The sequence below is a fragment of the Streptomyces sp. 147326 genome (assembly GCF_045000215.1).
Taxonomy (GTDB): Bacteria; Actinomycetota; Actinomycetes; order Streptomycetales; family Streptomycetaceae; genus Streptomyces.
On record NZ_CP134201.1, the window covers coordinates 6,779,592 to 6,804,512 of the forward strand.

A 24,921-nucleotide genomic window follows, 5' to 3' on the forward strand; every position below is an offset into this window, starting at 1 on the left:
TCCCGAAGCTGCGAGCGAAGAAACATCATTCCGGAGCTGCTTCGCCACATCCCCTCATCGTTCAGTCAATCAGCGTCTGTTTTCGGTCATCCACCCGAGGGCGTGGTCAACGGCATCCGGGAGGGAGAAGAGCATGGTCGCCGCCCCTCCCACCCGCCCCCTGCGCACCCGGGAATCCGGGAACGTCCTGCCGATCTCCGCGAAATCGCCGTCGTCCAGTGCGACGTCCTCGTAGGCGGTCCACGCCCCTTCCCGCCGGCTCCCTTGCCGCCCCGGAAGGTTCACCTTCACCACACACTCGTACATGCGCAAGGGGGGCTTCGGAATTCGATACTCCGCGAGATGGAAAGCCGTGCAGACCGAAAACCCCACATTGATCATGAGTACCTGACCGCCCTCCCAGCACAACTTCCCCAGCGGTGACTCCTCACCCAGGTGGCTTTCGATGCGGTGCCCGGCGCAGAGCCGCTCCGCGTCCGCGCCGAGGGCGGCGAAAGAGGTCTGCGGGTGGGAGCTGCGCGCGGCGCCCGGCGTGGTGCGGACGGCCTCGGCGAGGGAGCCCATGCCCTGGCTCGGGGTGCTCGCCGGGTCGAAGGCGGGCATCCGCTCGCGGAAGGCCCGCACCCCGGACCCGTCCAGGCCGGCGATCCGCTCCAGATGGACGCTGGAGGTCTTGGAGTTCTCCGGAGTGAACGCGGGCACCACCAGCGTGCCGCGCGGACCGAGGACCCCCGTGAGGGCGTCGCGCAGCTGCTCGGCGCGCAGGCCGGTCCCGCCGAGGGCGGCGTGCACCATGAGCCGCATCCCGGGGCGGACGCCCAGCAGCCGCAGCTGCACGGCCAGCTGGAGGGTGCCGTCGGCCCGGCCCGGGCCGACGGGGGAGGGGGCCGGTGGCCGGGGCGGGGCGGTCACGCGCCGACCGCCTTCAGTTCGTAGCGGAGCTCGGCGACGAGGCGCTTGCCGGTGGTGGTCAGCTCGGCCGCCTCCGAGAGGCGGTCCAGCGCCCGGTGGATGCGGTCCGAGCCACCCGGCTCGGGCGCCGCGGTGGCCCGCCGGTACGCCTCCACCGCCACCCGCTCGTGCACGTCGGCCAGCAGCCGCGACACCGGGACCGGGCGCTCCCGCCACGGCGAGGGGTGCTGCCACGCCCCGTCCAGCGCGTACAGGTCGGCCACCTCGGTCAGGGCCCGCAACCGGGTCCGCCGCCGCCCGGTCAGCAGCGCGAGCGCGGTCTCCCGCACCCCCGCCGCGTACGGCACCCCGAGCGCCCCCGGACCGTGCCGGCCCGCCTCGCCCCAGCCGCCGGCCCGCGGGCCGCCCGCCAGCGGGGTCAGGGTGGTCAGCCCGGCGGCCGCCGCCCGGGCGAACTCCGGCACCGCCTCGTGCAGCAGCGCCCACGCCCGGTCCAGCCTGCCCCGCCACTCCTCGGCCTCGCCGGTGCCGAGCCGGAGCCTGGGCGGGCGGGGGAAGCAGTTGCGGTACGGGTCGAGGTCCTCCAGCGCCACCGGGGCCGCGTCCGGCCCGGGCGACCAGGTGCGTACGGGCTGCCAGCGCGCGTCCCCCGCCGCGGGCCCGAAGCGGTGCTCGGTGCGCCCGTCCCGTACGGCGTACCCCTCGTCGGTGACGTGCAGCGCGGCCCGGCCCTCCGTGCCGGGCTCCCCGAGCCGCAGCAGTCCCAGCGTCGGCAGGTACACCTCGCCGTCCCGGTAGGCCACCTCGGCCGGCAGGTCCAGCCCGCCGCGCAGGACGGCCGCGACGGCCAGCGCGGTCAGCCTGCGCGCCGCCTCCGGCCCGTCCTGCCGGCCCTCCCGGGCGCCGTCCAGGGCCGCCAGCACCCAGGTACGGGTGAACGGATGGTCCAGTACGGCGTCCAGCGCGTCCGCGCCCGCCTCCCCGGCCTGTTCCACGGCGGCCAGCAGCTCCCAGGCGCGCGCCCAGCCGGGCTCGGCGCCGAGGTCCGCGTGGAGCCGGGCCAGCAGGATCCGGGTCAGCTCCTCCTGGGAACGGGCGAGTTCGGCCGGGTCGGAGAGCTGCGGTGCGGTCTCCCGCAGGGCCGTGCGGCCCTCGACCCCGTCCACGAGCTCGCGCAGGTCGGTGCAGTAGACGGAGGGGTTGTCGAAGCCGTTGCGGTCGCGGTAGCGGTGGGTGTAGAGCCCGCCGCCGCACGAACGTACGACGGGGCAGCGGCGGCACGAGTCGCTGACGCCCGCGAGGCCCAGCTGCCGGGCGCGTACCCCGGGATGGGCCGCGACCTGGTCAAACGCATGGTCGAAGACGTTGAACCCGGTGGCGGCGGCCCCCTCGAAGGCGCTCTTGAGGGAGTCCACCTGCTCCAGGGTCCCGTCGGTCTCGACGACGACGAGGTCCGTGGGCGCGAGGCCGAGCGACTCGGTGAGGCTGGGGCCGCCGCGCAGGGTGGAGAGCAGGGACTCGAAGAGCCGTACGGGCACCGGGCGGCCGAGGCGTTCCCAGTGGTCGAAGATCCGCAGGAGCCAGCGCGCGTACGCGTCGGGGGCGTCGTCCGGTCGGACCGGAGGGGTCTCCCAGGTGGCGTGGGGGAGGAGGAAGTCCACGCGTGGCGGCTCGAGTTCGACGAGCGCGTCCAGGACGGCCACGGGATCGTTGGCCACGTCCACGGTGCAGAGCAGACCCTGGTAGAGGTGGCGGTAGGGCTCCGAGCGGAGCAGCGCGACGGCGGCCAGGACCAGCGGGTGGCTCGTACGGCCGTCCGCGAAGCGGCGGTGGCGGTCGTTGGCGGCGCGGTCCCCGTCCAGGGAGATGCCGACCCGGACGTCGAACTCGTCGAAGAGGTCGAGGTGACGGGTGCTGAGCTGCAGGCCGTTGGTGTGGATCCGCAGGTCGAGGGCGGCGGTTCCGGTGAGCGCCCGGCTGAATTCCTCGCACACGAGGCGGAGCCGGGCGGTGCCCGCCAACAGGGGTTCCCCTCCGTGAAGAATCACCGTGACGGAGGGGAGTGCATGGTCACGGGCATGTTCGGCGAGCCGCGACGCGGTATGCGAGATTACCTCGGGGGAGATCACTTTCGGCCGGGCTCGCCAGCTCTGATCTGCGTGTTCGTAGACATAGCAATGATCACAAGCAAGATCGCATCTGCTGTGAACTTTCAGGACGATCTCGCGAAATGCGATCAGGCCGCTCATTCCACCAGTCTAGAGCGCCTACTTCGGTGTCAGAGCGCGGAGTTGAAGATCGGTGCCTGAACCGGACGACCGGATTCAGTCGGCAGTACGCGCCCGAGCGTCGCCGCCGCGGAGGCGGTGTGGACGTCGATCTTGGCGAGCGGGACCCGGCGGGCCTTGACCGTGCTGGTCGCGGGGGTTGCGGAAGTGTTCACGACGCCGTCCTTGGGGAAGCCATGTGGAATGGGCATGCGAATGACAACAGCGACGCGCTGCCGTCAAGCGTGGACTTTACTCGGCCACACCCCATTGGCAACCGAGACATGACGCCTGGTCAACCGTTCTATAGCAAGCTCGGCGTATTTCTCGACGTGGCTTATTCGGCCGTTCGCCGGACGGCAAGATCCTTTTCTTCCGGCGGCGGACCCGGACCGGGAGCCGGCGGGGGCCGCACCCGGGTCCGACCGGGGTGCGCGGGCGCGGCGACCCGGCGCTGACCTGGCCCGACCCGTCTCGGTAGGTTGGGCGCATGACCACGCCGCCCCTGATCCTGCTGCTGTCCGGAAGTCTGCGCGCCGGTTCCTCCAACGAGGCGGTGCTGCGCACCGCGCAGGCGGTCGCCGCCGGGACGCCCGCCCACGTGCGCACCGTCCTGTACGACGGGCTGGGGACGCTGCCGCACTTCAACCCCGATGACGACACGGACCAGTTGCCCGCTCCGGTGGCCGGGCTGCGCGCGGCGATCGCCGCGGCGGACGCGATCCTGGTCTGCACCCCGGAGTACGCGGGCACCCTGCCGGGATCGTTCAAGAACCTCCTGGACTGGACGGTCGGCGGTACCGAGATCAGCGACAAGCCCGTGGCCTGGGTGAACGCGGCCGCCCCGGGCCGCGGCCTGGGCGCGGAGGCCACGCTGCGCGCGGTCCTCGGCTACACCGGCGCCGCGGTCGTGGAGGAGGCCTGCGTACGGATCCCGGTGAACGGGGGGATGTCCGGCCAGGACGGGACGATCGCCGACCCGGAGGTCCGGGCGCGCATCGGCGAGGTGCTCGGCGTACTGGCCGGCCGGGACCGCCGGGACCGCCCGGACGGCCAGGGCGCACCCTAGGCGGGCTGCTGTTCGCTGAGGGGCGGGATGGGCAGGTCGCGCAGCAGCCAGTTGAGTACGTCGGGCAGTGCGCGCAGGGCCGCGAAGTGCGCGGCGGCCGGCTCGATGGCGGTCGTGGCCCCCGGGATGCGGCGGGCCAGCCAGCGGGAATGGCCCACGGGGGAGAACACGTCGAGCTCCCCGTGCCAGATCAGCACCGGGCAGCGGATGCCGGCGGGGTCGAAGCCCCAGGGGCGGCTGAAGGCGAGGACGTCGTCGATCCATCCGTACGCCGAATGGCGCAGCCCCTCACGGTAGTTCCGCAGCAGCATCGACCGCAGGCCCGCATCCGAGACGATCATGCGGTCGTTGTCGGTCAGCTCCCGGCGCAACTCGTCCAGCAGCCGGCCGGGATCCTTGCGGATGCCGTCGGCGCGCGGGATCAGCCGGGCCGCCAGCTCCTCGGGGTCGGCGGTGGCGGTGGTGTACTCCTTGACGTTCGACGCGGCCATCCCGGCGAACCAGTCCAGGTCCTCCGCGTCCCGGGGAGCCAGGCCGACCATGGCCGCGGTCCGGGTGACCCGGTCCGGGAGCAGGGCGGCGCAGGCGAGGGCTCCGGCGGCGCCGCCGGAGCGGCCGGCCACCGCGAAGGTGTCCAGGCCGAGGGCGTCGGCGATGGCGGCCACGTCCTGGGCCACGTCGGCGACGGTGCGGCCCGGGTGGCGGTCGGAGCCGCCGTAGCCGGGTCTGTCGTAGGCGATGAGCTGCATGCGGCGTTGGTAGAGGACCATGCCCCGGGGGGCCGGGCCCAGGCGGCTGCCGGGCATGCCGTGGAGCAGGAAGACGGGCTTGCCGTCGGGATCGCCCCAGCGCTCCACGGTCAGAGAGCGTCCGTCCGCTGTGCGCACCTGATTGCGCACGCGCTCCCTCCTTCACGATCGGTGCGAGTCGTCACCGAGATTGTGCTCGCTGGCGGAGGAGCGCGGTAGGGCGCACTTCGTGCGCAATTCTTGTGAAGGCTTTCACGAGCGCGCGGACGCCTTTGGTCCTCTGGTATATGCCCAGGTCAAGTCAGGGGCCTTGGGGGCGTGAACGGGCGTAAGGGTCCTTCGGTCCGCCCGGAAAGGGCTTTTTCGGCACGTACGCTTCCGCTTTTGCTCGTCGAATTGCGACATCGGGCTGAGGCGTCAGGGAAAAAGCCGGTCGCGGTCGGTCCGTTTCGAAATGAAGGAGTCGGATGCGCCGGGCCCGCTACGGCGCGGGGATCAGCAGGGCGGCCGCCGAGCGGGCCTGGCGCAGGGCCCGGGCCCGGTCCGCGCCGCGCTGGCCCAGGACGACCCGGGTGCTCAGGCCGTCCAGCAGGGCGAGCAGCTCCGAGGCGCGTCCGGGTACGTCCATGGGTGCGAAGCGGCCCTGGTCCACGCCCTTGGCGAGGAGTGCCTCCAGGTCCCGCTGCCAGCTCTCGTCGATCTCCTCCTGGGCGGCCTTCAGCGGCTCGTTGGAGGCGGTACGGGCCCTGATCATCACGCTCTACTCCTCCAGCCTGAACCTCCAGGTCCTCGGCATCCCGTGGAGCCGCGCCCGGGCCATCGTCATCAGCGCCGCCGTCACCGCCGTCGGCTCGCTGGCCGCCCTCTTCCTCACCGACTTCACCACCTCCCTGCTCTCCTTCCTCTCCCTCCTGATCATCGTCTTCGCCCCCTGGGGCGGGGTCTTCCTCGCCGACATGCTGCTGCGCCGCTGCCGCTACGACTCCGACGCGCTGCACGCGGGCAGTGCCGGCGCCTACTGGTACCGCTCCGGCTACCACCCGGCGGGCATGGCCGCCCTGCTCGCCGGCATGGCCTTCGCCGCCCTGACCTGCGACTCCGAACTGTGGACCGGACCGCTGGTGGCCCCGCTCGGCGGCGCCGACCTCACCCTCCTCGGGTCGGTCGTCTCCGGACTCGCCTACTGGGCCCTCGCCCGGCGCCGGGTACCGGCGTACGCCCCGGCCGCCGGCGTACGCCCCGGCCGCCTGACCGGCCTGACCGCCCCGGCCGCCTGACCGCCCCGGCCGCCTGACCGGCCTGACCGCCCCGGCCGCCTGACCGCCCCGGCCGCCTGACCGCCCCGGCCGCCTGACCGGCCTGACCGGCCGCGGGACCCGCCCCGCCCGGCCACCCGCACGACACGTCACACGCAATGGAGCACCCTCACATGGCACGCCATCCCTTCCCCGCCGACCTGCTGCTCACCGGAGCCCGCATCCACACCGTGGACCCGGACCTGCCCGAGGCCGAGGCCCTCGCCGTGCACGACGGCCGGATCGTCTGGCTCGGCCCGGACCACGAGGCCGCCGCCTGGGACGGCCCGGACACCGAGCGGATCGACGCGGACGGCAAGCTGGTGCTCCCCGGCTTCATCGACGCCCACAACCACGTCCGGCTCGGCTCGGACGACGCCTGCGTGCAGCTCGCCGGGGTACGGACCCTGGAGGGCATCCACGAGCGGATCCTGGCCTGGCGGGAGGCCAACCCGGACGCGCAGTGGATCGAGGCCGAGGCCTTCGACTACTCCGCGATCCCGGACGGCCGGATGCCGTGCGCCGCCGACCTGGACCCCGTCACCGGGGACATCCCCGCGATCGTGCTCTCGTACGACGTGCACACGGCCTGGCTGAACACGGCGGCCATGCGGCGGCTGGGAGTCTCGCGGGACCGCACGGACCTCCCCTTCGGCACGGCGGCGGTGGACCCGCTGACCGGCGAACCCAGCGGATTCGTCAAGGACTTCGCCGTCAAGGGGCTCTCGCGCGACGGCCACCGGGCGCTGCGCGACCTGGGCGTCCCGTGGGCCTCGCCGGACCGGCAGTACGGGCGGCTCGCCAAGAGCCTCGACGACGCGATCGGCTTCGGCATCACCACGGTGGTCGAGCCGCAGAACTCCCTCGACGACCTCGCCCTCTACGAGCGGGCCCGTGCGGAGGGCCGGCTGTGCTCGCGGATCGTCGCCGCCCTGTTCCACCCGCGGGGCACGACCGAGGAGGAGCTCGACGCCTTCGCGGCGGCCGCCCGCGCGTACGCGGGGGAGCGGCTGCGGGTCGGCCCGCTCAAGCTCTACATCGACGACGTGGTGGAGCCGCGCACGGCCGCGCTGCTGGAGCCGTACGCGGGCTGCGGCCACCACCGGGGCGAGACCTTCTACCCGGCCGAGGAGTTCGCGGAGCTGCTGGCGAAGCTGGACGCGCGCGGCTTCCAGTGCTTCGTCCACGCCACCGGCGACCGGGGCATCCGGACCGTCCTGGACGCGGTGGAGCACGCCCGGGCGGCCAACGGCCCGCGCGACGCCCGCCACCAGGTGGTCCACGTGGAGTGCCTGGACCCGGCGGACGTACCGCGCTTCGCGGAGCTCGGCGTGGTCGCGTGCATGCAGCCCAGGCACTGCGCACCGGAGATCGCGGGACCCGGCCAGGACTGGGCGGAGAACGTCGGCGAGGGCCGCTGGCACAAGGCGTGGCCGATGCGCAGCCTGCACGAGGGCGGGGCGGTGCTGGCGTTCTCCAGCGACTGGAACGTGGCGGAGATGGACCCGATGGTCGGCATCTACACGGCGGTGACGCGCCGCCCCCTGTCCGGCGAGGGCCCGGCCTGGCAGCCGGCCGAGACGGTGGACGTGGCCACGGCGGTGCACGGCTACACGATGGGCTCCGCCCACGCCAACTTCCTGGACCGGGAACGCGGTTCGCTCACGGTGGGCAAGGCGGCGGACTTCGTGGTCCTCTCCCGCGACATCCTCGCCGTCCCGGCCGACGAGATCCCGGGCACGGTGGCCGAAACGGTGGTGGTGGCGGGCGAGGTCGTCCACCGGACGGCCTGAGTTCCGGCGGCCGGTGTGCCTAGGCTGTGTCGGGGTGCTCCCCGCAGGGCGTCGAACGCAAGGTGGCCCGGCCCGCCGACCCCCCGTCACGTTCGGCGCCCGAGGAGACGCCCCGGCGCGCGCCCGGCCCCACCCCTCCGACCCCGCCCCACCCCGACGGAGCCCCCGGCCGGGGCTAGCGCTGGGGCCAGTACCAGAGGGGTTCGTCGAGGGGGCCCTCGCGGCCCGCTACCTCGGTCCGGCCGAACTCCTTGACCAGGGTGATGGTCTGCAGGTCCACCCGGTGCCGCCGGGTGCCGGCCGCCAGGGCCTCCGCCAGCGGGGCCGCGTGGGTGACCACCACCGTCTGGGTGTCCCGGCTCACCGTGAGGATCAGGTCGGCGAGCGGGGCCAGCAGGTCCGGGTGGAGGCTGGTCTCCGGCTCGTTGAGCACCATCAGGGCGGGCGGCCGAGGAGTCAGCAGGGCCGCCGTCCACAGCAGGTAGCGCAGGGTGCCGTCGGAGAGCTCGGCCGCGCCCAGCGGGCGCAGCAGGCCGTGCTGGTGGAGTTCCAGCTCGAAGCGGCCGTCGCGGTCGGTGACGGAGACCCGGCTGCCGGGGAAGGCCGCCGAGACCGCCTCGTCCAGCGCGGCGTGGTCCCCGATCTCGCGGATCGTCTGGAGCGCGGCGGGCAGGTCCGAGCCGTCGGCGCTGAGCACGGGCGTACGGGTGCCGACCCGCGGGGTCCGGGCGGGTGCCCCGGCGTCCGTGCGGACGTGGTCGTAGAACCGCCAGGACCGGATCAGGTCGCGCAGGGCGAGGAGGTCCGGGGCCAGCTGGGGGTCCGCGAGCTCGCTGAGCATGGAGTCGTACGGGCGCAGGGCGTTCTGCGTACGGTGCCAGCCTCCGTCCGCGGTGCGCGTGCGTACTGCCGGCCCCGCACGGTCCGAGAGGAGCGCGGCGGGGCGCAGGACCGGGCCCGCCCACGTGCACTCGCGCTTGATCTCCGGATCGAGGGCGAAGAGGGAGTCGGGGACCGGGGCCGGGTGCCCGAAGTCCACCGCGTAGCCGAACTCGTCGCCCGCGAAGCCCAGGCGGAGGCTGACCGGCTCGCTGCGGACCGTGCCCTGGAGCGGGTGCTGTCCCTCGCGCACGGCCCGGGCCGGCTTTTCCGGACCGGCCCACAGGGTGGAGGGCAGTCCGCCCTCCCGGGCCAGCGCCGCGACCGCCCCGCCGCGTGCGGAGTCGGCGAGCAGGCGCAGCGATCGGTAGAGGCTGGACTTGCCCGTGCCGTTGGCCCCCGTCACGACGGTGAGCCGGCCCAGAGGGACGATCAGTTTGCGCAGGGAGCGGTAGTTCTCGACGGCGAGCGTGGTGATCACGTGACGATCATGCCGTGTCCCTGCGGGGTGCTCGGCGGTGTTACGGCTCGGCCCGTGCCGTGTCCTCTGGGGGGTGCTCGGCGTGTTCGGGGTGGGCCGGTGCCGTGTCCCCTGCGGGGTGCTCGGTGTGGGGTGGGCCGGTGCCGTGTCCCTGCGAGGCGGCGTGGGGTGGGCCCGTGCCGTGTCCCCTGCGGGGTGCTCGGCGGGGGGTGGGCCGGTGCCCCGCACGAGGATCTCCTCGGCTCGCGCCTGCGGCCGCGGTTCTGCCAGACGGCCTGGGTTGCGCGCTCGTCCTGCGGGGACCCTCCTGCGTGTCCCCACCCCACGGCCGGGCTCCGGCAGTGCTCGGTGTCCCCGGAACGACAGCCTCGCCGGCGTGGGTCCGGGCAGCGCGCGGGCACCGCGGAGCACCCCGCAGGGGTCAGTCGGGGACCCCGGGCCGGCCCTTGCGCCACACCGCGCAGGCCAGGGTGACCGCCGAACCGACCACCGCCCAGGCGGCCAGCACCAGCATCGGCCCGCCCGCGCCGTTCCCCTTGAAGTACGTGATGGAGCGCGCCGCGTACGTGCCGGCACCCGGCGGCAGGGCCGGGCCGATGGCGCTCCAGAACGGCGGCAGCAGCGGGTAGGGGTAGGCGCCGCCGGCACTCGGGTTGCCGAGCACCACGACCAGCAGGATCGCGAGGCCGATGCCGATCACGCCCGCCACCCCCTGGAAGGCGAGGGTGATCGCGCCGACCGCGAAGACGACCAGGGTGCCCAGCCCCCACAGGCCCATGATGCTGCCGGGCAGCGCGCCAAGGATCGGGCCCGCGATGACCGTGCCGAGCAGCCCGGCGGCGATCGCGTACAAGAGCAGCGCGCCGAGCCGGATGACGGCGCGGTGTCCGTTCGCGGGCCGGGCGCCGGCGCTGATCGCGAGGATCGCGGCGCACAGGTAGCCGCCCACGCACCAGCCGATCACCAGGTAGAAGGAGCTCAGGCCGCGGCTGTCGCCCTTGCCGGCCGGGGCCACGTCGGTGACCCGCAGGGTCCGGCCCTGGGTCTTCTCGACGAAGCCGACGATCTCTTCCACGGCCTGGGACAGCGAGGCGCCGGCGCCGGAGGCGACCAGTAGCCGGTCGGTCTTGCCGGCCGGGTCGACGATCAGCGCGGCGTCGACGTCCCGGTGCCTGACCTGGTCGAGCGCCGCGGCCTCGTCCTTGACCACGCGGGGGTCGAGCGGTTCGCCGGGCAGGGCGCCGAGCTGCTTCGCGGTCTGCTGGGCCACCGGGGCGAGGGGAGCGGCCACGGCGATCGGGATCTCGCTGGGCTTCGGATGGTGGAAGGCCCCGATGTACGAGGTGATGAAGGCGAGCTGGAGGGCCAGCACCCCCAGGACCAGCAGGGCTGCCCGGGTGGTCACGGCGTCCTTGACCTCGGCGAGGAAGCCTGTGGTGGACGGCCCTGCGTCGGTGCTCTCGGTGGGCTGGGTCATGTTCCACACGCTCGGCGTACCGGGGGCGGGGCGCAGCAGGGGAGGGCCGAACGGATGACCTGGACGGCCTCAGAGGATCGAACAGGTGTTTCGCACGGATATTCGAATTGCTCTATGGTGGGGGTGGGGGAGGAGGTGTTCAACGAGCGAAGCAGGAGGCCGCGGGTGCCTGGTTTTACGCATCTGCACACCGTTTCGGGGTTCTCCATGCGCTACGGAGGCTCGCACCCCGAACGGCTGGCGGAACGTGCCGCCGAGCGGGGCATGGACGCCCTCGCCCTGAGCGACCGCGACACCCTCGCGGGCACGGTGCGGTTCGCGAAGGCGTGCGCGAAGGCGGGGATCCGGCCGCTGTTCGGAGTGGACCTGGCCGTGTCGCCTCCGGTGGGGTCGGCCGGGTCGGGGGGCTCGGCCGGCTCCGCCGGAGGCGGCGCGGACGGTACGGGCGGATCCGGCGGCCGGGCGGGCTCCGCCGAGGCCTCGTACCGCCGTCGCACCCCCGTCAAGGGCGGGGCCTTCGTCGACGAGTCCGCCGCGCGGGCCGTCTTCCTGGCCCGGGACGGGGCCGCCGGATGGGCCGAGCTGTGCCGGATGGTCACCGCCGCCCACGCCGGTGCCGGCGAGCCCTGCCGCACCGGACCCGACGGTGCCGCAACCCCGCGGGTGGCCGGCGAGCAGCCGGTGCTGCCCTGGTCGGCCCTGCGCGGAGAGGGCGTCTTCGTCCTCCTCGGGCCCGGCTCCGAGGTGGGGCGGGCGCTCGCCGCGGGACGCCCCGACCGGGCCGCCCGGCTGCTCGCGCCCTGGCGGGAGGTCTACGGCGACTCCCTGCGCCTGGAGGCCGTCCACCACGGCCGCACCGGCACCGGGCCCGGCTCGCTGCGGCTGGCCGCCCGTACCGTCGGCTTCGCCGCCGAACAGGGCGTCCGGGCCGTGCTCACGAACGCCGTCCGCTACGCCGACCCCGGCCAGGGCCCGGTCGCCGACATCCTCGACGCGGCCCGCCGCCTGGTCCCCATCGACCCCCGCGGGCCCCTCGACAGCGGCGAACGCTGGCTCAAGGCCCCGGCCGCCATGGCCGAGGCCGCCGACCGCATCGCCCAGGCCGCCGGCCTGCGCCCCGCCGACGCCAGACGCCTGCTCGCGGAGACCTCCCGTACCGCCGAGGCCTGCGCCGTGGACCCCGAGGACGACCTCGGCATGGGCTCCGTGCACTTCCCCGAGGCCCGGCTCGTCGGCGCCGCCCACCGCAGCGCCCAGCGTGTCCTCGCCTCCCGGGCCTCGGCGGGCATGGTGCTGCGCGGGTACGCGGACGACCGCGCGTACTGGGATCGGATGCACCGCGAGCTCGACATCATCGCCTACCACGGTTTCGCCTCGTACTTCCTGACGGTCGCCCAAGTAGTCGACGACGTACGGGAAATGGGGATCCGGGTGGCCGCCCGCGGCTCCGGCGCCGGCTCCCTCGTCAACCACCTGCTCGGCATCGCGCACGCCGACCCCGTCGCGCACGGGCTGCTGATGGAACGCTTCCTGTCCAAGCGCCGGCGCGTCCTGCCCGACATCGACATCGACGTGGAGTCCGCCCGCCGGCTGGAGGTCTACCGGCGCATCATCGACCGGTTCGGCACCGAGCGCGTGGCCACCGTCTCCATGCCCGAGACCTACCGGGTCCGGCACGCCGTCCGCGACGTCGGCGCCGCCCTGTCCATGGACCCGACCGTCATCGACCGGCTCGCCAAGGCCTTTCCGCACATCCGGGCCCGCGACGCCCGCGCCGCGCTGGCGGAACTCCCCGAACTGCGCGACGTACGGGGGGAGTCGCACGGGAGGCTGTGGGAGCTCGTCGAATCGCTCGACGCGCTGCCGCGCGGGATCGCCATGCACCCGTGCGGGGTGCTGCTCTCCGACGCCTCCCTGCTCGCCCGTACACCCGTGGTGCCCACCAGCGGCGAGGGCTTCCCCATGTCCCAGTTCGACAAGGACGACGTGGAGGAGCTCGGGCTGCTCAAACTGGACGTGCTGGGCGTACGGATGCAGTCCGCGATGGCGCACGCCGTCGCGGAGATCCGGCGCGGCACGGGGGAGGAGCTCGACCTGGACGACCCGGCGCAGGTGCCGCCGGGGGACCGGGCCACGTACGAGCTGATCCGCTCGGCCGAGACGCTGGGCTGTTTCCAGATCGAATCGCCGGGCCAGCGCGACCTGGTGGGGCGGCTGCAGCCGTCGACCTTCCACGACCTGGTCGTCGACATCTCCCTCTTCCGGCCGGGGCCGGTGGCCGCCGACATGGTGCGGCCCTTCATCGAGGCCCGGCACGGGCGGGCGCCGGTCCGCTTCCCGCACCCGGACCTGGCGGACGCGCTGCGCGAGACGTACGGGGTGGTGGTCTTCCACGAGCAGATCATCGAGATCGTGCACGTCATGACCGGCTGCGGGCGGGACGAGGCGGACCGCGTGCGGCGCGGCCTGTCCGACCCGCAGTCGCAGGCGCGGATCAAGGTCTGGTTCGCGGCGAAGGCGGGCGGGCGCGGCTATCCGGTGGAGGTGATCGCGCGGACCTGGGAGATCGTCGAGGCCTTCGGCAGCTACGGCTTCTGCAAGGCGCACGCGGTGGCCTTCGCGGTGCCCACGTACCAGTCGGCGTGGCTGAAGGCGCACCACCCGGCGGCCTTCTACGCCGGGCTGCTGACCCACGATCCGGGGATGTACCCGAAGCGGCTGCTGCTGGCGGACGCGCGGAGGCGGGGCGTACCGGTGCTGCCGCTGGACGTGAACCGGTCGGCGGCCGCCCATCGTATCGAACTGGTGTCCGATGTCGGGGGGGCGTGGGGGCTGCGGCTCGGGCTGTCCGACGTCCATGGCATCAGCGGGGCCGAGGCGGACCGGATCGAGGGCGGGCAGCCGTACGCCTCCCTGCGCGACTTCTGGGACCGGGCGCACCCGGGGCGCCCGGTCGCCGAACGGCTGGCACAGGTAGGGGCGTTGGACGCCTTCGGCGCCAACCGGCGTGACCTCCTGCTGCACTTGACCGAACTGCACGGCGCGCAGCGGGCGGCCGGGGTCCGCGGACCCCAACTCCCGCTGGAGGGCGGCCGGTCCACGGCCTCCGTCGGACTGCCCGACCTCACCGAGGCGGAACGGCTCAGCGCCGAGCTGGGCGTCCTCGGCATGGACGCCTCGCGGCACCTGATGGGGGACCACCACGCCTTCCTGGCCGAGCTGGGGGTGGTCCCGGCGAGCCGGCTGCGGGACACCGCGCACGGGCAGACCGTACTGGTCGCGGGGGCCAAGGCGGCCACCCAGACCCCGCCGATCCGGTCCGGGAAGCGGGTCATCTTCACCACGCTGGACGACGGGACGGGCCTGGTCGACCTGGCCTTCTTCGACGACAGCCACGAGCGGTGCGCGCACACCGTCTTCCACTCCTTCCTGCTGCTGGTACGGGGGGTCGTGCAGCGGCGGGGCCCGCAGAGCCTGAGCGTGGTCGGGGCGGCGGCCTGGAACCTGGCGGAGCTGGCGGAACTGCGGGCGGCGGGCGGCCTGGACGCGGTGGCGGCACGGCTCGCCTCCGGCGGGGCGGCGGATGTCGATTCCCCGGCGGGCCCGGCGGGCCCGGCTGCCGCTCCGGCGGATCCCGGACGCCGGATCCACATGTCCACCGGGTACGAGATGAACCCCTGGGCCGACCTCCAGCCCCCGGGCACCGGCCCCGCCACCGGCCGCAAGCTGTGGCACTCCAGCCCGGGGAGCGCGGGATGAACGCGGCGGGCTGGGCTGCGGGTGCGGCCTCCGGTCCGGCCGCGGGATCGGGCGGCGGGGCGGTTGTGGTCTGTCTGCGGATGCACCCCGCAGGCGGCGGTCCGCTCGGGGCCGGGGCGTACGCCGGGGTGCTCGCGCTGCTCGGCGGGATCACCCCGGCCGTGCAGGCCCTGGCGCCCGACACCGCCCTCGCCGATGTCCGGGGCGCGCTGCGCTACTTCGGCTGCGACGCCCGCCGGCTGGCCGCCGTGATCCGGGTCCGGGCCCTCGCCCTGTACGGCGTGGACGCCGCCGTCGGCGTGGCCGGCAACCCCATGCTGGCCCGGGCGGCGGCCCGCGAGGCCCGGCCCGGGGCGACCCTGGTGATCCCCGACGAGCCCGCCGCCGTACGGGAGTTCCTGGCGGGCAAGCCCGTCACCGTGCTCGACGGGATCGGCCCCAGGGCGGCCCGCACCCTGTGCTCCTACGGCCTCGACTCCGTCGGCCGGGTCGCCGAGGCCCCGCCCGCCGCCCTGCGGCGGATCCTCGGCGCCCGGCTCGGCCGCGAGGTGCACGAACGCGCCCTCGGCATCGACCGGACCCCCGTCCGGCCGGGCGCTGCCGCCCGCACCATCGCCGCCGAGCGGCTCTTCGACCGGGACGAGCTGGACCCCGTACGGCACCGGCGGGCCCTGCTCTCGCTGACGGAGGAGCTCGGCGCGAAGCTTCGTACACAAGGACCGGGCCGGGGACAGGTCTGCCGGGCCCTCTCGCTCACCGTCCGCTGCGCCGACCGCACCACGCTCACCCGCACCCGCACCCTGGCCGAACCCACCGCGCACTCGGCGTCCCTGACCGCCGCGGCCTACGCCCTCTACGAGAGCCTCGGCCTGCAGCGGGCCCGGGTCCGCGCGCTGTCCCTGCGGGCCGAGGGCCTGACCCCGGCCGAACGGGCCGTGCGGCAGCTCAGTTTCGACCCCGAGGACGAGAAGGCCCGCCGGCTGGAAGCCGTCACGGACCGGGTCCGCGCACGCTTCGGCCCGCAGGCCATCGCCCGTGGCTCGCTCGCCGCCTGACGGACGATCGGGCGACACGCGAGTTTTTACCGACGCGTAACTTCCCTGTGTTGCTACTCACCCGTAATTTAGCGGCAGCAGCGCCCCTTTGTGATCCGGATCACGGGACGAACCCCCACGCCCCATCCCCTTGAGTCGAACGCAAGGAGATCACACGATGCTGCCCTGGAGACGCCTGCTCCGCCCGCTGGCCGTCCTCACCCTCACCGCCGCCGCACTCGTCGCCCCCACCGGCGCAGCGCAGGCCGCGTCCGCCCCCAGCACCGGCTGGAACAACTGGTCCTGCAAGCCGTCCGCCGCGCACCCGCGCCCCGTCGTCCTCGTACACGGCACCTTCGGCAACTCCGTCGACAACTGGCTCGGCCTCGCGCCGTACCTCGTGCACCGCGGGTACTGCGTCTACTCCCTCGACTACGGCCAACTCCCCGGCGTGCCCTTCTTCAACGGGCTCGGCCCCATCGACAAGTCCGCCGGCCAGCTCGACGTCTTCGTCGACAAGGTCCTCGCCGCCACCGGCTCCGCCAAGACCGACATCATCGGGCACTCGCAGGGCGGCATGATGCCGCGCTACTACCTGAAGTTCCTCGGCGGCGCCGAGAAGGTCAACGCACTGGTCGGGCTCGCCCCCGACAACCACGGCACCACCCTGCTGGGCTTCACCAAGCTCCTCCCCTACTTCCCCGGGGCCGAGGACCTGATCAGCACCGCGACCCCGGGCCTCGCCGACCAGATCGCCGGGTCCGCCTTCCAGCAGAAGCTGAACGCGGGCGGGGACACCGTCCCCGGGGTGAAGTACACGGTGATCGCCACCAAGTACGACGAGGTGGTGACGCCGTACCGGAGCGCGTTCCTCGACGGGCCGAACGTGCGGAACGTCGTGCTCCAGGACCTGTGCGTGCTGGACCTCTCGGAGCACGTCGCCATCGGGCTCACCGACCGGATCGCCTGGCACGAGGCGCTCAACGCCCTCGACCCGGCCCACGCCGAACGGACCACCTGCGCCTCCGTCTTCGACTGACGGGTGGCGCGGGCGGCCCGCGGCATGAACTAGCGGCCGTGGCGGCTCGCGGTCGTCGCACGGCGGCGGGCCAGCCCGAACAGCACGGCCGCGCCGACGGCCAGGGCGCCGGCCCCGGCGATCGCGATCGCCGGGGTGGCGCCGTTGCCGCCCGTCTCCGCGAGGTTGCGCCCGGCCGGGGACTGGGAGGGCACCGGGACGGCGGCGGTGTCGGTGCTGCCGTTCGTCTTCGGATCGTTGTCGCCGTGACCGTTGTGCTCGACGGTGGACTTGTCCGCACCCGCGGCGATCTGCTGGTCCGTCGGGGCCGAGGGCTTGTCGGACGGCTTGGTGCCGGTGCCGGTGCCGGTGCCCGTGTCGGGCTTGGCACTCGCCGGCGCAGACGCCGCCGTGCTGGGCTCGGTGCTCGGCGTGCTGCCGCCGCCCCCGTTGCCGCCGCCCCCGTTGTCCTTGCCGAAGACCACGTCCGAGCAGGTGTAGAAGGCCTCCGGGCTGTCGGAGCGCTGCCAGATGCTGTAGATCAGGTGGCGGCCGGACTTGTTCGGGACGGTCCCCGAGAAGACGTAGTCGCCGTTCTGCATGCCGGGGTCGGTGGCCTTCGCGAACGGCGCGGACTCCAGGTCGGACCACTTCAGGGGCTTCGTCGGGTCGTACCCGTCCTTCGTCACGTACAGCTCGAAGGAACCCTTGTGCGGGGCGGTGCCCTTGTAGCGGAAGGTGTGCGCACCGGCGGTCATCGGGCTGGCCGGCCAGTCGGCCCGGGCCAGGTCCAGCCCCTGGTACTTGTCGTTGCCGGCGGAGCACAGCTGGCCGTTCGGGATCAGCGCCCGGTGGTTCCCGGCCGCGTTGGCGATGTTCACCGCGTTCCAGTCGTAGAACGCCTGCGCCCCGCTGGACGACACGGCCGCCTTGCAGGCCGCCGACTTCGGCGCCTCCGGGCCCTCCGCGTAGCACGCCGCGACCCGGCTGACCGGGTCCGTCATCGAGCCGTGCGCGACCGCGGGAGCGGCGGCGTACGCGGCCAGCGCCAGCGGGGCGATACCGGCGGAGGCGATACGGGTCAGCGTCACGGAACGGCGGCGTGCGGACATGGGTGGATCTCCTTCGGGCACAAGGCAGGGGCGCGCCAGCGGAATCGGAATCGGGTCCAGCGGCGCCGCCCCCCGGCGGCGCCACACGGCCCTTCCTGTCCTGGCCCGGCCAAGCTAGCCCCCCGCACCACGCCTTTCGCCTGCTCCGGCCCCCTGGAGCGGATCCTTACGGTCCTGTTAAGGAAGGAGTAAGGACGACCTCAGGAAGCGGGCTTCGGGAGGGTTTCCGTCCGTGCGTGGGGGCTACGCTCCGGGGATGAGGCGAGCAGAGGTTCTCAAACGAGTCATCGGCATCCTCACGGAGGCCCAGGAGATCCGCCGGGCGGCGGAGGCGGGCGAGGACGACGGCCCGGCCGCGGAGACCGGGGTGGTCACCAACCTGCTGAACGAGATGCTGCCCTCGATCAGCGTGCCGGCGGACTCGTCCCCCGAGCAGGTGGCCCGCCTGGTCGCGCAGGCGCTCGGTCCTGCCCTGCAGACCATGGTCGCCGGGTTCAGCCTGGCCTTCACGAGTCTCGCCATCGTGCACGACGACGGTCAGACGGACGTCTCCGCGATCGAGGTCCTGCAGAGGCTCGCCCTCGAGGTGGAGGCCGGGTTCTTCGACGAGGGCGCGTAGCGGAGAGAGGGACGGAGAGCGCGACGGAGAGACGGACCGGCCGGCGAGGCGGGGCCGGGGCCTGCCTCGCCCGGCCGCCCCTACGCGAGGAGGGCGCGCAGGCCGGCCGCCGAGCGGGCCTGGTCGTCCAGGGCGTCGAGGGCCCGGACGGCCTGGGCGGCCGCCTCCGGGTCGCTCGTGGCGAGCCCGCTCTCGGCGAACTCGTCCTCGTCCAGGCGCAGTACGGAGGTCCCGTCCGCCGAGACCCACAGGTCGAGGTCCAGGTCCTCCACGAGGATCTCCCCGGCCTGCACCAGGGCCGGGCGCGTCACGTCGCAGTACCAGCCCTTGAGGACGCCGTCACCGGTCCACACTTCCTTGACCGCGTACCAGCGGGTGCGCCAGAAGTGCTCGACGAACACGTCGCCCGGCTCGAAGCGGACGAAGCCGAAGTCCCGTACGCCCTCGGCCGCCCAGGGCGCGCGTACGGAGATCCGGTCGCCGTCGTCGGCGACCTGCGCCGCCGGGTAGCGGATCTTGGTGCGTCCGGCCTTGGTCAGGACGACGGTCAGCTGCTCGGTCACGCTGTCTCCAGTTCCTTCGTACGTCGCTTCGTGAGCTTCTTCGTGTAGCGCGTCTCTGTCGCGCAGATCTCGTACCCCAGCCACTTGTTGACGGCGAGCATCGGGGCGTTGCCGGCATCGTTGCCGGTGAAGGCCTCGGTGTACCCGGCCGCGCGGGCCCGGTGCAGGGACGCCGTCTTGGCGAGCCTGGCCAGCCCCCGCCCGCGGAAGGCGCGCAGGGTGCCGGTCATCCCCGAGGCGTAGCGGGTGGCGCCGTCGGTCCGGGCGAGCGTGAAGGCGGCCACCTCCCCGTCGACCAGCACGACGGTGGTGAGCTCCTTGTCGAGGCAAGGGCTGTTCCACCTGTGCGCGAGCCAGTCCTCGTAGTCGTCGAACGCGGCCGCCACATCACCCGGTTCGTCGGCCGTCGTCCCGGCGTCGGCCTCGAAGAGCGGCCGGGGGTCGGCGGCGAAGGCCGAGCCGGGACGCAGTTCGACCCCGGCCGGGAGCGGCTGCGGGAGCGCGGGCGGCGCGGCCGCCGCCAGGTCCAGGCGGAGGAAGTGCGCGGACCGGCCGGGGCGGTAGCCGCGCCGCTCGGCGAAGGCGCGGTGCGCGGGCTCGTCGAGGACCCAGGCGTACGCGTCCACCGCGCCCCGTGCGGCGAGGTGCTCCTCGGCCGCGCGGAGCAGCAGCAGGCCGGCGCCCAGACCCCGGCGGGCCGGGTCGACGTACGCGTTGACGTACCCCTGGCCGGGCTGCGGGCTGTCGTGGGCGATGCCGGTCTCGGCCGTGCCGACGACCTCGCCGCCCGGGGTCTCGGCGACGAGGATGCGGTGGTGGCTCGCGGGGTGGGCGCAGGACAGCTCGAAGGCCACGCCCTCGACGGTGCTGATCATGAACGGCAGGGCCGCGCGACGGACGCGCACGACGGACTCCACGGCCGAGAGGTCACCCGGGCGGAGGTCGCGGATCGATGCGGTCATGCGGCAGACGCTACGGGCGCTCTCGCGCCGGGCGCCTCCCAATTTACCGGCGATGGGGGACAATCACCCGCGTGACCTCGACAAACCTGAAGATCGCCATCGACGGCTCGGCCGGGTCGGCCGCCCCGTACGAACAGCTGCGCGCCCAGATCGCGGACCGGGCCCGGTCGGGGAAGCTGCCGGCGGGCTTCAAACTGCCGACGGTACGGGGGCTGGCGGAGGAGCTGGGGCTGGCCGCGAACACCGTTGCGAAGGCGTACCGGGCGCTGGAGGCGGACGGGGTGATCGAGACGCGGGGCCGGAACGGGACCTTCGTCGCGGCGGCGGAGGGTGCGTCCCGCGAGGCCGCCTCTGCTGCGCAGGCCTATGCGGAACGGGCCCATCGCCTCGGCCTGACGCAGGCCGAGGCGGTCGAGGCCGCCACCGAAGCCCTCCGGGCGCGGTACGCCGCCGCCAAGTAGCCCTCGCGGTGCCGTTGTCGGGGGCTCTGCCCCAGGCCCCCTACGGCGCTCCGCGCCCGCGCCTCGAACGCCGGCGGGGCTGGACTTCAGCGCAGCTACAGGTACAGCCCCGCCTCCGACGTGTGCGGCTGGGGCGGCAGGATCGCCGCCGGGCCCGAGCCGCGCCGCAGGGCGAAGAGCTCCGCCAGGCTGGCGCCCTCGCGGGAGACGCCCTCGTCCGTGCCCAGCCAGTCCACCGCCTCCCGGTGGGTCAGCCGGCCGACCTCGATGCGGGCCAGGCAGCGCCCCGGCCGGACCACCGCCGGGTGGAGCCGTTCCAGGTCCTCGTTGGTGGTCACGCCGACCAGCACGTTGCGGCCCTGCCCCAGCAGTCCGTCCGTCAGGTTCAGCAGCCGTGACAGCGCCTGCCCCGCGGTGTGGCGGGCCTCGCCGCGGATCAGCTCGTCGCAGTCCTCCAGGAGCAGCAGCCGCCAGCGGCCCTTCGACGTGCCCTCGTCCTCACCGATCGCGATGTCCATCAGGTAGCCCACGTCGTTGAACAGCCGCTCCGGGTCCAGCACGCAGTCCACCTGGCACCAGTCCCGCCAGGACCGGGCCAGTGTGCGCAGGGCGGAGGTCTTGCCCGTGCCCGGAGGACCGTGCAGCAGGAGCAGCCGCCCCGCGATGTCGTCGGGGGTCACCTTCATCAGGCGGTCCATCGCCCCGGCCACCGGCGCGGTGTAGTTCGGGCGCACCTCCGCCCAGGTCCCGGCCGCGATCTGGCGGGTCGTCCGGTAGGGGCCGCGGCGGGGGGAGACGTACCAGAAGCCCATCGTGACGTTCTCCGGCTGCGGTTCGGGTTCGTCCTGCACCCCCTCCGTGGCCTCGCCGAGCACCCTTTCCGCGAGTTCGTCGCTGACCGCCGTCACGGTGACGTCCGCGCCCCGGCTCCAGCGGGAGACGAGCATGGTCCAGCCCTCGCCCTCGGCGAGGGTGGCGCTGCGGTCGCTGTCGCGAGCCGAGCGCAACACCGTGGCCTCCGGCGGCAGGAGGGTCGCGTCCGCCTTGACCCGCTCGATCGACACGCTGTGCGAGTACGGCTGCTCACCGGTGGCGAACCGGCCGAGGAACAGCGCGTCGACGACGTCCGACGGCGAGTCGCTGTCGTCGACGTTGAGCCGGATCGGCAACGCGTCATGCGGGTTGGCTGGCATGGCGCCCATGATCCGGCACACCGTGCCCTCGTGCACCCGTGTTTCGCCGGATCGGGTGCCCGAGTTCCCTCTTCAAACGCATTCGGAGTGAAGATTCGGGCCGCAACTCCGCCCCGAACATTCTTGGCATGGACACTTCCAGCGAGCCCCGGCTGCTTGTACCACGGACTCAGGAGTAACCCCCACAAGGAGCCGCACACATGAGCATGAGACTGTCGCGCTTCGCTGCCCTCACCTCCTCCCTCTTACTCGCCGCGGGCGCCGCCCTGTTCGGCGCCTCCCAGGCCGCCGCCGCCGCCGACTTCGGCTACGTCGCCCTCGGCGACTCGTACTCCTCCGGCGTCGGCGCCGGCAACTACGACAGCGCGAGCGGCAACTGCAAGCGCACCTCCCGCGCCTACCCGGCCCTGTGGGCCGCCGCCCATTCCCCCCAGACCTTCTCCTTCACCGCCTGCTCGGGCGCTCGTACGGGTGATGTCCTCGCCAACCAGCTCGCCCCGCTCAACTCCGGCACCGACCTGGTCAGCATCACCATCGGCGGCAACGACGCCGGATTCTCCGACGTGATGACGACCTGTGTGCTCCAGTCCGAATCCACCTGCGTCAACCGCGTGAACCAGGCCAAGGCCTACGTGAACTCCACCCTCCCCGGCCAGCTCGACCAGGTCTACAACGCCATCGACAGCCGGTCACCCGCCGCCCGTGTCGTCGTCCTCGGCTATCCCCGCTTCTACAAGCTGAACGGCACCTGCACCACCGGCCTCACCGAGGGCGAACGCGCCGCCATCAACGGCGCCGCCGACCACCTCAACGCCGCCATCGCCAAACGCGCCGCCGACCACGGCTTCACCTTCGCCTCGGTCGCCGGAGCCTTCACGGGCCACGAGATCTGCTCCGGCAACGCGTGGCTGCACAGCGTCAACTGGCTGAACATCGGCGAGTCGTACCACCCGACCGCCGCCGGACAGTCCGGCGGCTACCTGCCCGTCTTCGCCAGCGCGGCCTGATCCGCCCGGCCGGCCGCGGGGCTCGCCGCGGCACTCGCCGTCGGCGAGTGCGGTGACGCACTCGCCGCAGGGGAGGAGGCCCCGGCCGTCGGGGTCTCCTTCCTGCACGTCACGGAGGTGGCCACCCACTGGGTGGTCACCTCCGCCGGCCCCCGCACCTCCAGCCGGACCGCGTCCTCGAAGGTCGCGCCCGGGACGTGCGTGAGCTCGAAGTGCTCCAGCCGCCGGCTCCGCGGCCCGGCCGCCTCGTACGTGACGGACTGCCAGCCGGGACCGGAGGTCCGCCCGCTCCGCGTGGCCCAGCGGTACTCCAGCACCACCGGGATCCGCTCCACCTCGACGGTGGCGGTGAAGGCGGGCGCGTGTTCCCCGGGCGGCGGACAGCTTCCGGTGTAGGTGGAGCGCACGACGTCGACGTACACCGAGACGTACTGCCCCGCGGTGGCCGAGACGGAGGCCGAGGCCGACGGCGAGGCGGACGCGGGGGCCGAGGGGCTCGTGGTGACGGTCTGGGCGGTGGTCGCCGCGCCCGTCGGAGCGCCCGCACCGCCTCCGCGGCCGTCCGAGTCCCCGCGGTCCTTCAGCAGCACCCACCCCAGCGCGAGCAGGGCGAGCGCCAGGATCGCGATGCCGGCCGCCAGCACCAGTCCGGCCCGGCCCTCGCGTTCCACCGGTCCGGGCCCCGGTCCCGGTACGGGCACCGGCGGCGTGGGCTGCCCGTACGGTCCCGCCGGCGCGCCGGAGCCTCCCTGGCCCGCCCGTGCCCCGCCGCCCCGCGCCTCGTGCCCGTGGTGCGCGGTGGCCGTCGGCGAGCCCGGGCCCGACACCGGCCCGCCGGAGGCCCGTACGGACCCGCCCGCGCCCACCACCCGCAGCATCCGGGCCGCCTCCGCGGCGGGCAGCCGCTCGGCCGGATCCTTGCGCAGCAGCCCCTCCAGTACGGGCTCCAGCGGCCCGGCCCGGCGCGGCGGCGGCAACTCCTCGTCCACCACGGCCCGCAGGGTGTCCAGCGGGGTGGCCTGCCGGAACGGCGTGACCCCCTCGACGGCGGCGTAGAGCATGACCCCGAGCGACCACAGGTCCGAGGCGGGTCCCGGATCGCGCCCCAACGCCCGTTCGGGCGCCAGGAATTCGGGGGAGCCGACCACCTCGCCCGTCATGGTGATCGCGGAGGAGCCCTCCAGGCTCGCGATCCCGAAGTCGCTGAGCACCACCCGGCCGTCGTTGGCGATCAGCACGTTGCCCGGCTTCACGTCCCGGTGCAGCACCCCCGCGTCGTGCGCGGAGCGCAGTGCGGCCAGCACCTGTTCCCCGATGTGGGCGGCGCGCTGCGGGGTCATCGGCCCCTCCGCCTCCAGTACGTCGGCCAGCGAGAGCCCGCGCACCAGCTCCATCACGATCCAGGGCCGCCCGTCCTCGGACGCCACGTCGTAGACGGTGACGACCCCGCGGTGCGAGACCCGGGCCGCGGCCCAGGCCTCCCGCTCCAGCCGCCGGTACATGCGCTGCAGTTCGGCGGGATCGAGTCCGGCGGGCGCCCGTACCTCCTTGACGGCCACGTCGCGGGCCAGCACCTCGTCCCGGGCCCGCCACACCACGCCCATGCCGCCGCGGCCGATCGGTTCCAGCAGCCGGTAGCGGCCCGAAACGACACGACCGGAGTTCGATTGCTCACTCACGCGGCCCCCCGAGTGCGTTCCCCTGCGCCCCCGTGTCATCGGGCGGTCACTCCAAGTTAGCGCAGTGCGCGGCAAGCGGCCCCTGTCGTGACGGGACTCGCGTCGTGACCCTCCACAGCGTCACCTCTGTGCGGAGAGTAACGGTCGACTCCGTTGAGTAACCGTCAACTACCCGTCCCCATAGGGGTAATTCACACCACCGGGATACCCGGGGGCGACGCGGGGGCGATAGGGTTAACCTGCCCGGGCCGGGTGCCCTCGTACGGGTGGGGAGAGAACATGGAACAGATAGCTATGCGCAGCAGGCCGCCTCGCGTGCCTGCCATCACCTGCGGCAGCGGTGCGAGCAGTTCGCGCCTCGACCGCCATCTCGCCGTGCTGGGCGGGCCCGCCCTCCCGCACCGGGAGACCGCCGAGGCGACGCTGCTGATGCGCGAGCTCACCTCCCGCGACCACACGCACCGCCTGCGGAGCCGGAGCGCGCGCGTCTCGCTCTTCGCGCCGCTGCGCCGTCTGCGTCGCACGCTCTTCGGCAGCCGCCGTTCGTAACCGTCCCCGCACCGCAGCCGTTCGCCCTCGGGCCTGCGGCTTC

22 protein-coding genes are annotated in these 24,921 nt (G+C 73.8%); 10 read left to right on the forward strand and 12 right to left on the reverse strand.

The features are described 5' to 3' along the window. Positions 1-69 precede the first annotated feature (69 nt). The 3 genes from RIU97_RS31125 to fxsA are packed head-to-tail and all read right to left on the reverse strand — an operon-like array spanning position 70 to position 3,355. Entirely contained in the window at positions 70-912 is an 843-nt protein-coding gene (locus tag RIU97_RS31125) for an aminoglycoside N(3)-acetyltransferase (protein ID WP_404960891.1), read from the reverse strand. Beyond that, positions 909-3,161, reverse strand: a complete 2,253-nt coding sequence (fxsBH, locus tag RIU97_RS31130; RefSeq protein ID WP_404960892.1) for a radical SAM/SPASM protein FxsBH, inactivated beta-hydroxylase extension form — start codon at positions 3,159-3,161, stop codon at positions 909-911. Before fxsBH ends, RIU97_RS31125 begins: the two co-directional genes overlap by 4 nt. A 29-nt stretch (positions 3,162-3,190) precedes the next feature. Further along, positions 3,191-3,355 carry an FxSxx-COOH cyclophane-containing RiPP peptide gene (gene fxsA / locus RIU97_RS31135; RefSeq protein WP_404960893.1) on the reverse strand — a complete coding sequence of 55 codons (165 nt, stop codon included), beginning with the start codon at positions 3,353-3,355 and terminating at the stop codon, positions 3,191-3,193. 314 nt (positions 3,356-3,669) lie between these two features. On the opposite strand from fxsA, the gene RIU97_RS31140 reads away from it, so the two are divergent. Further along, positions 3,670-4,248: an NADPH-dependent FMN reductase gene (locus tag RIU97_RS31140; protein WP_404960894.1), complete on the forward strand. Its 579-nt coding sequence runs from the start codon at positions 3,670-3,672 to the stop codon at positions 4,246-4,248. Here the strand turns inward: RIU97_RS31140 and RIU97_RS31145 are convergent. After that, the gene (locus RIU97_RS31145) at positions 4,245-5,147 is read right to left on the reverse strand and encodes an alpha/beta fold hydrolase (protein WP_404960895.1); all 903 of its coding nucleotides are present in this window, start codon (positions 5,145-5,147) and stop codon (positions 4,245-4,247) included. The genes RIU97_RS31140 and RIU97_RS31145 overlap by 4 nt on opposite strands. A 331-nt stretch (positions 5,148-5,478) precedes the next feature. Further along, positions 5,479-5,751 (reverse strand): TetR family transcriptional regulator C-terminal domain-containing protein, encoded by a 273-nt coding sequence (locus RIU97_RS31150; RefSeq protein ID WP_404960896.1) that lies wholly within the window; start codon positions 5,749-5,751, stop codon positions 5,479-5,481. Here RIU97_RS31150 and RIU97_RS31155 point away from each other — a divergent pair. Together RIU97_RS31155 and RIU97_RS31160 are read left to right on the forward strand one after the other, a co-directional pair. Continuing rightward, entirely contained in the window at positions 5,726-6,274 is a 549-nt protein-coding gene (locus tag RIU97_RS31155) for a cytosine permease (protein WP_404960897.1), read from the forward strand. The genes RIU97_RS31150 and RIU97_RS31155 overlap by 26 nt on opposite strands. Before the next feature lie 152 nt (positions 6,275-6,426). After that, positions 6,427-8,085, forward strand: a complete 1,659-nt coding sequence (locus RIU97_RS31160; RefSeq protein ID WP_404960898.1) for an amidohydrolase — start codon at positions 6,427-6,429, stop codon at positions 8,083-8,085. Between the two features lie 175 nt (positions 8,086-8,260). Here the strand turns inward: RIU97_RS31160 and RIU97_RS31165 are convergent, their stop codons facing one another. Together RIU97_RS31165 and RIU97_RS31170 are read right to left on the reverse strand one after the other, a co-directional pair. Continuing rightward, the gene (locus RIU97_RS31165; RefSeq protein WP_404960899.1) at positions 8,261-9,445 is read right to left on the reverse strand and encodes an AAA family ATPase; all 1,185 of its coding nucleotides are present in this window, start codon (positions 9,443-9,445) and stop codon (positions 8,261-8,263) included. 421 nt (positions 9,446-9,866) lie between these two features. Continuing rightward, complete coding sequence (locus RIU97_RS31170; RefSeq protein WP_404960900.1) at positions 9,867-10,922, reverse strand: DUF3533 domain-containing protein; 1,056 nt, start codon at positions 10,920-10,922, stop codon at positions 9,867-9,869. Positions 10,923-11,087: 165 nt separating this feature from the next. Between RIU97_RS31170 and RIU97_RS31175 the strand changes: the two genes are divergently transcribed. The 3 genes from RIU97_RS31175 (at position 11,088) to RIU97_RS31185 (ending at position 16,754) form a co-directional block, all read left to right on the forward strand. Beyond that, positions 11,088-14,681 carry a DNA polymerase III subunit alpha gene (locus RIU97_RS31175; RefSeq protein WP_404960901.1) on the forward strand — a complete coding sequence of 1,198 codons (3,594 nt, stop codon included), beginning with the start codon at positions 11,088-11,090 and terminating at the stop codon, positions 14,679-14,681. Continuing rightward, complete coding sequence (locus RIU97_RS31180) at positions 14,678-15,736, forward strand: hypothetical protein (RefSeq protein WP_404960902.1); 1,059 nt, start codon at positions 14,678-14,680, stop codon at positions 15,734-15,736. The genes RIU97_RS31175 and RIU97_RS31180 overlap by 4 nt, the downstream gene beginning before the upstream one ends. 157 nt (positions 15,737-15,893) lie before the next feature. Continuing rightward, complete coding sequence (locus RIU97_RS31185) at positions 15,894-16,754, forward strand: esterase/lipase family protein (protein ID WP_404960903.1); 861 nt, start codon at positions 15,894-15,896, stop codon at positions 16,752-16,754. A 29-nt stretch (positions 16,755-16,783) separates the two neighbouring features. On the opposite strand, the gene RIU97_RS31190 is transcribed toward RIU97_RS31185, so the two are convergent. Next, a complete protein-coding gene (locus tag RIU97_RS31190) occupies positions 16,784-17,845 on the reverse strand; it encodes a lytic polysaccharide monooxygenase (RefSeq protein ID WP_404960904.1) in 1,062 nt (353 codons plus the stop codon). A gap of 256 nt (positions 17,846-18,101) precedes the next feature. Here RIU97_RS31190 and RIU97_RS31195 point away from each other — a divergent pair, with 256 nt between their 5' ends. Further along, a complete protein-coding gene (locus RIU97_RS31195; RefSeq protein WP_404960905.1) occupies positions 18,102-18,464 on the forward strand; it encodes a hypothetical protein in 363 nt (120 codons plus the stop codon). An 80-nt stretch (positions 18,465-18,544) separates the two neighbouring features. On the opposite strand, the gene RIU97_RS31200 is transcribed toward RIU97_RS31195, so the two are convergent. Both RIU97_RS31200 and RIU97_RS31205 read right to left on the reverse strand, forming a co-directional pair. Continuing rightward, positions 18,545-19,027, reverse strand: a complete 483-nt coding sequence (locus RIU97_RS31200; protein ID WP_404960906.1) for a DUF402 domain-containing protein — start codon at positions 19,025-19,027, stop codon at positions 18,545-18,547. After that, complete coding sequence (locus RIU97_RS31205; RefSeq protein ID WP_404960907.1) at positions 19,024-19,989, reverse strand: GNAT family N-acetyltransferase; 966 nt, start codon at positions 19,987-19,989, stop codon at positions 19,024-19,026. Before RIU97_RS31205 ends, RIU97_RS31200 begins: the two co-directional genes overlap by 4 nt. Positions 19,990-20,060: 71 nt before the next feature. Here RIU97_RS31205 and RIU97_RS31210 point away from each other — a divergent pair, with 71 nt between their 5' ends. Further along, positions 20,061-20,450, forward strand: a complete 390-nt coding sequence (locus tag RIU97_RS31210) for a GntR family transcriptional regulator (RefSeq protein WP_404960908.1) — start codon at positions 20,061-20,063, stop codon at positions 20,448-20,450. Between the two features lie 95 nt (positions 20,451-20,545). On the opposite strand, the gene RIU97_RS31215 is transcribed toward RIU97_RS31210, so the two are convergent. Beyond that, positions 20,546-21,643 carry a DUF5925 domain-containing protein gene (locus tag RIU97_RS31215; RefSeq protein WP_404960909.1) on the reverse strand — a complete coding sequence of 366 codons (1,098 nt, stop codon included), beginning with the start codon at positions 21,641-21,643 and terminating at the stop codon, positions 20,546-20,548. Positions 21,644-21,849: 206 nt separating this feature from the next. On the opposite strand from RIU97_RS31215, the gene RIU97_RS31220 reads away from it, so the two are divergent. Continuing rightward, positions 21,850-22,650 (forward strand): SGNH/GDSL hydrolase family protein, encoded by an 801-nt coding sequence (locus RIU97_RS31220; RefSeq protein ID WP_404963014.1) that lies wholly within the window; start codon positions 21,850-21,852, stop codon positions 22,648-22,650. Here the strand turns inward: RIU97_RS31220 and RIU97_RS31225 are convergent. Then, positions 22,620-24,329, reverse strand: coding sequence for a serine/threonine-protein kinase (locus tag RIU97_RS31225; protein ID WP_404960910.1), 1,710 nt, complete (start codon positions 24,327-24,329; stop codon positions 22,620-22,622). The two genes, RIU97_RS31220 and RIU97_RS31225, sit on opposite strands and share 31 nt — an antisense overlap. Positions 24,330-24,608: 279 nt before the next feature. Between RIU97_RS31225 and RIU97_RS31230 the strand changes: the two genes are divergently transcribed. After that, positions 24,609-24,878, forward strand: coding sequence for a hypothetical protein (locus RIU97_RS31230; protein ID WP_383573354.1), 270 nt, complete (start codon positions 24,609-24,611; stop codon positions 24,876-24,878). Positions 24,879-24,921 lie beyond the last annotated feature (43 nt).

Coding starts and splice junctions, on each gene's coding strand:
- fxsBH (WP_404960892.1), bottom strand. CDS start 3,161: ATGAGCGGCCTGATCGCATTTCGCGAGATCGTCCTGAAAGTTCACAGC.
- RIU97_RS31140 (WP_404960894.1), top strand. CDS start 3,670: ATGACCACGCCGCCCCTGATCCTGCTGCTGTCCGGAAGTCTGCGCGCC.
- RIU97_RS31150 (WP_404960896.1), bottom strand. CDS start 5,751: ATGATCAGGGCCCGTACCGCCTCCAACGAGCCGCTGAAGGCCGCCCAG.
- RIU97_RS31160 (WP_404960898.1), top strand. CDS start 6,427: ATGGCACGCCATCCCTTCCCCGCCGACCTGCTGCTCACCGGAGCCCGC.
- RIU97_RS31170 (WP_404960900.1), bottom strand. CDS start 10,922: ATGACCCAGCCCACCGAGAGCACCGACGCAGGGCCGTCCACCACAGGC.
- RIU97_RS31180 (WP_404960902.1), top strand. CDS start 14,678: ATGAACGCGGCGGGCTGGGCTGCGGGTGCGGCCTCCGGTCCGGCCGCG.
- RIU97_RS31185 (WP_404960903.1), top strand. CDS start 15,894: ATGCTGCCCTGGAGACGCCTGCTCCGCCCGCTGGCCGTCCTCACCCTC.
- RIU97_RS31190 (WP_404960904.1), bottom strand. CDS start 17,845: ATGTCCGCACGCCGCCGTTCCGTGACGCTGACCCGTATCGCCTCCGCC.
- RIU97_RS31195 (WP_404960905.1), top strand. CDS start 18,102: ATGAGGCGAGCAGAGGTTCTCAAACGAGTCATCGGCATCCTCACGGAG.
- RIU97_RS31205 (WP_404960907.1), bottom strand. CDS start 19,989: ATGACCGCATCGATCCGCGACCTCCGCCCGGGTGACCTCTCGGCCGTG.
- RIU97_RS31215 (WP_404960909.1), bottom strand. CDS start 21,643: ATGCCAGCCAACCCGCATGACGCGTTGCCGATCCGGCTCAACGTCGAC.
- RIU97_RS31220 (WP_404963014.1), top strand. CDS start 21,850: ATGAGACTGTCGCGCTTCGCTGCCCTCACCTCCTCCCTCTTACTCGCC.
- RIU97_RS31230 (WP_383573354.1), top strand. CDS start 24,609: ATGGAACAGATAGCTATGCGCAGCAGGCCGCCTCGCGTGCCTGCCATC.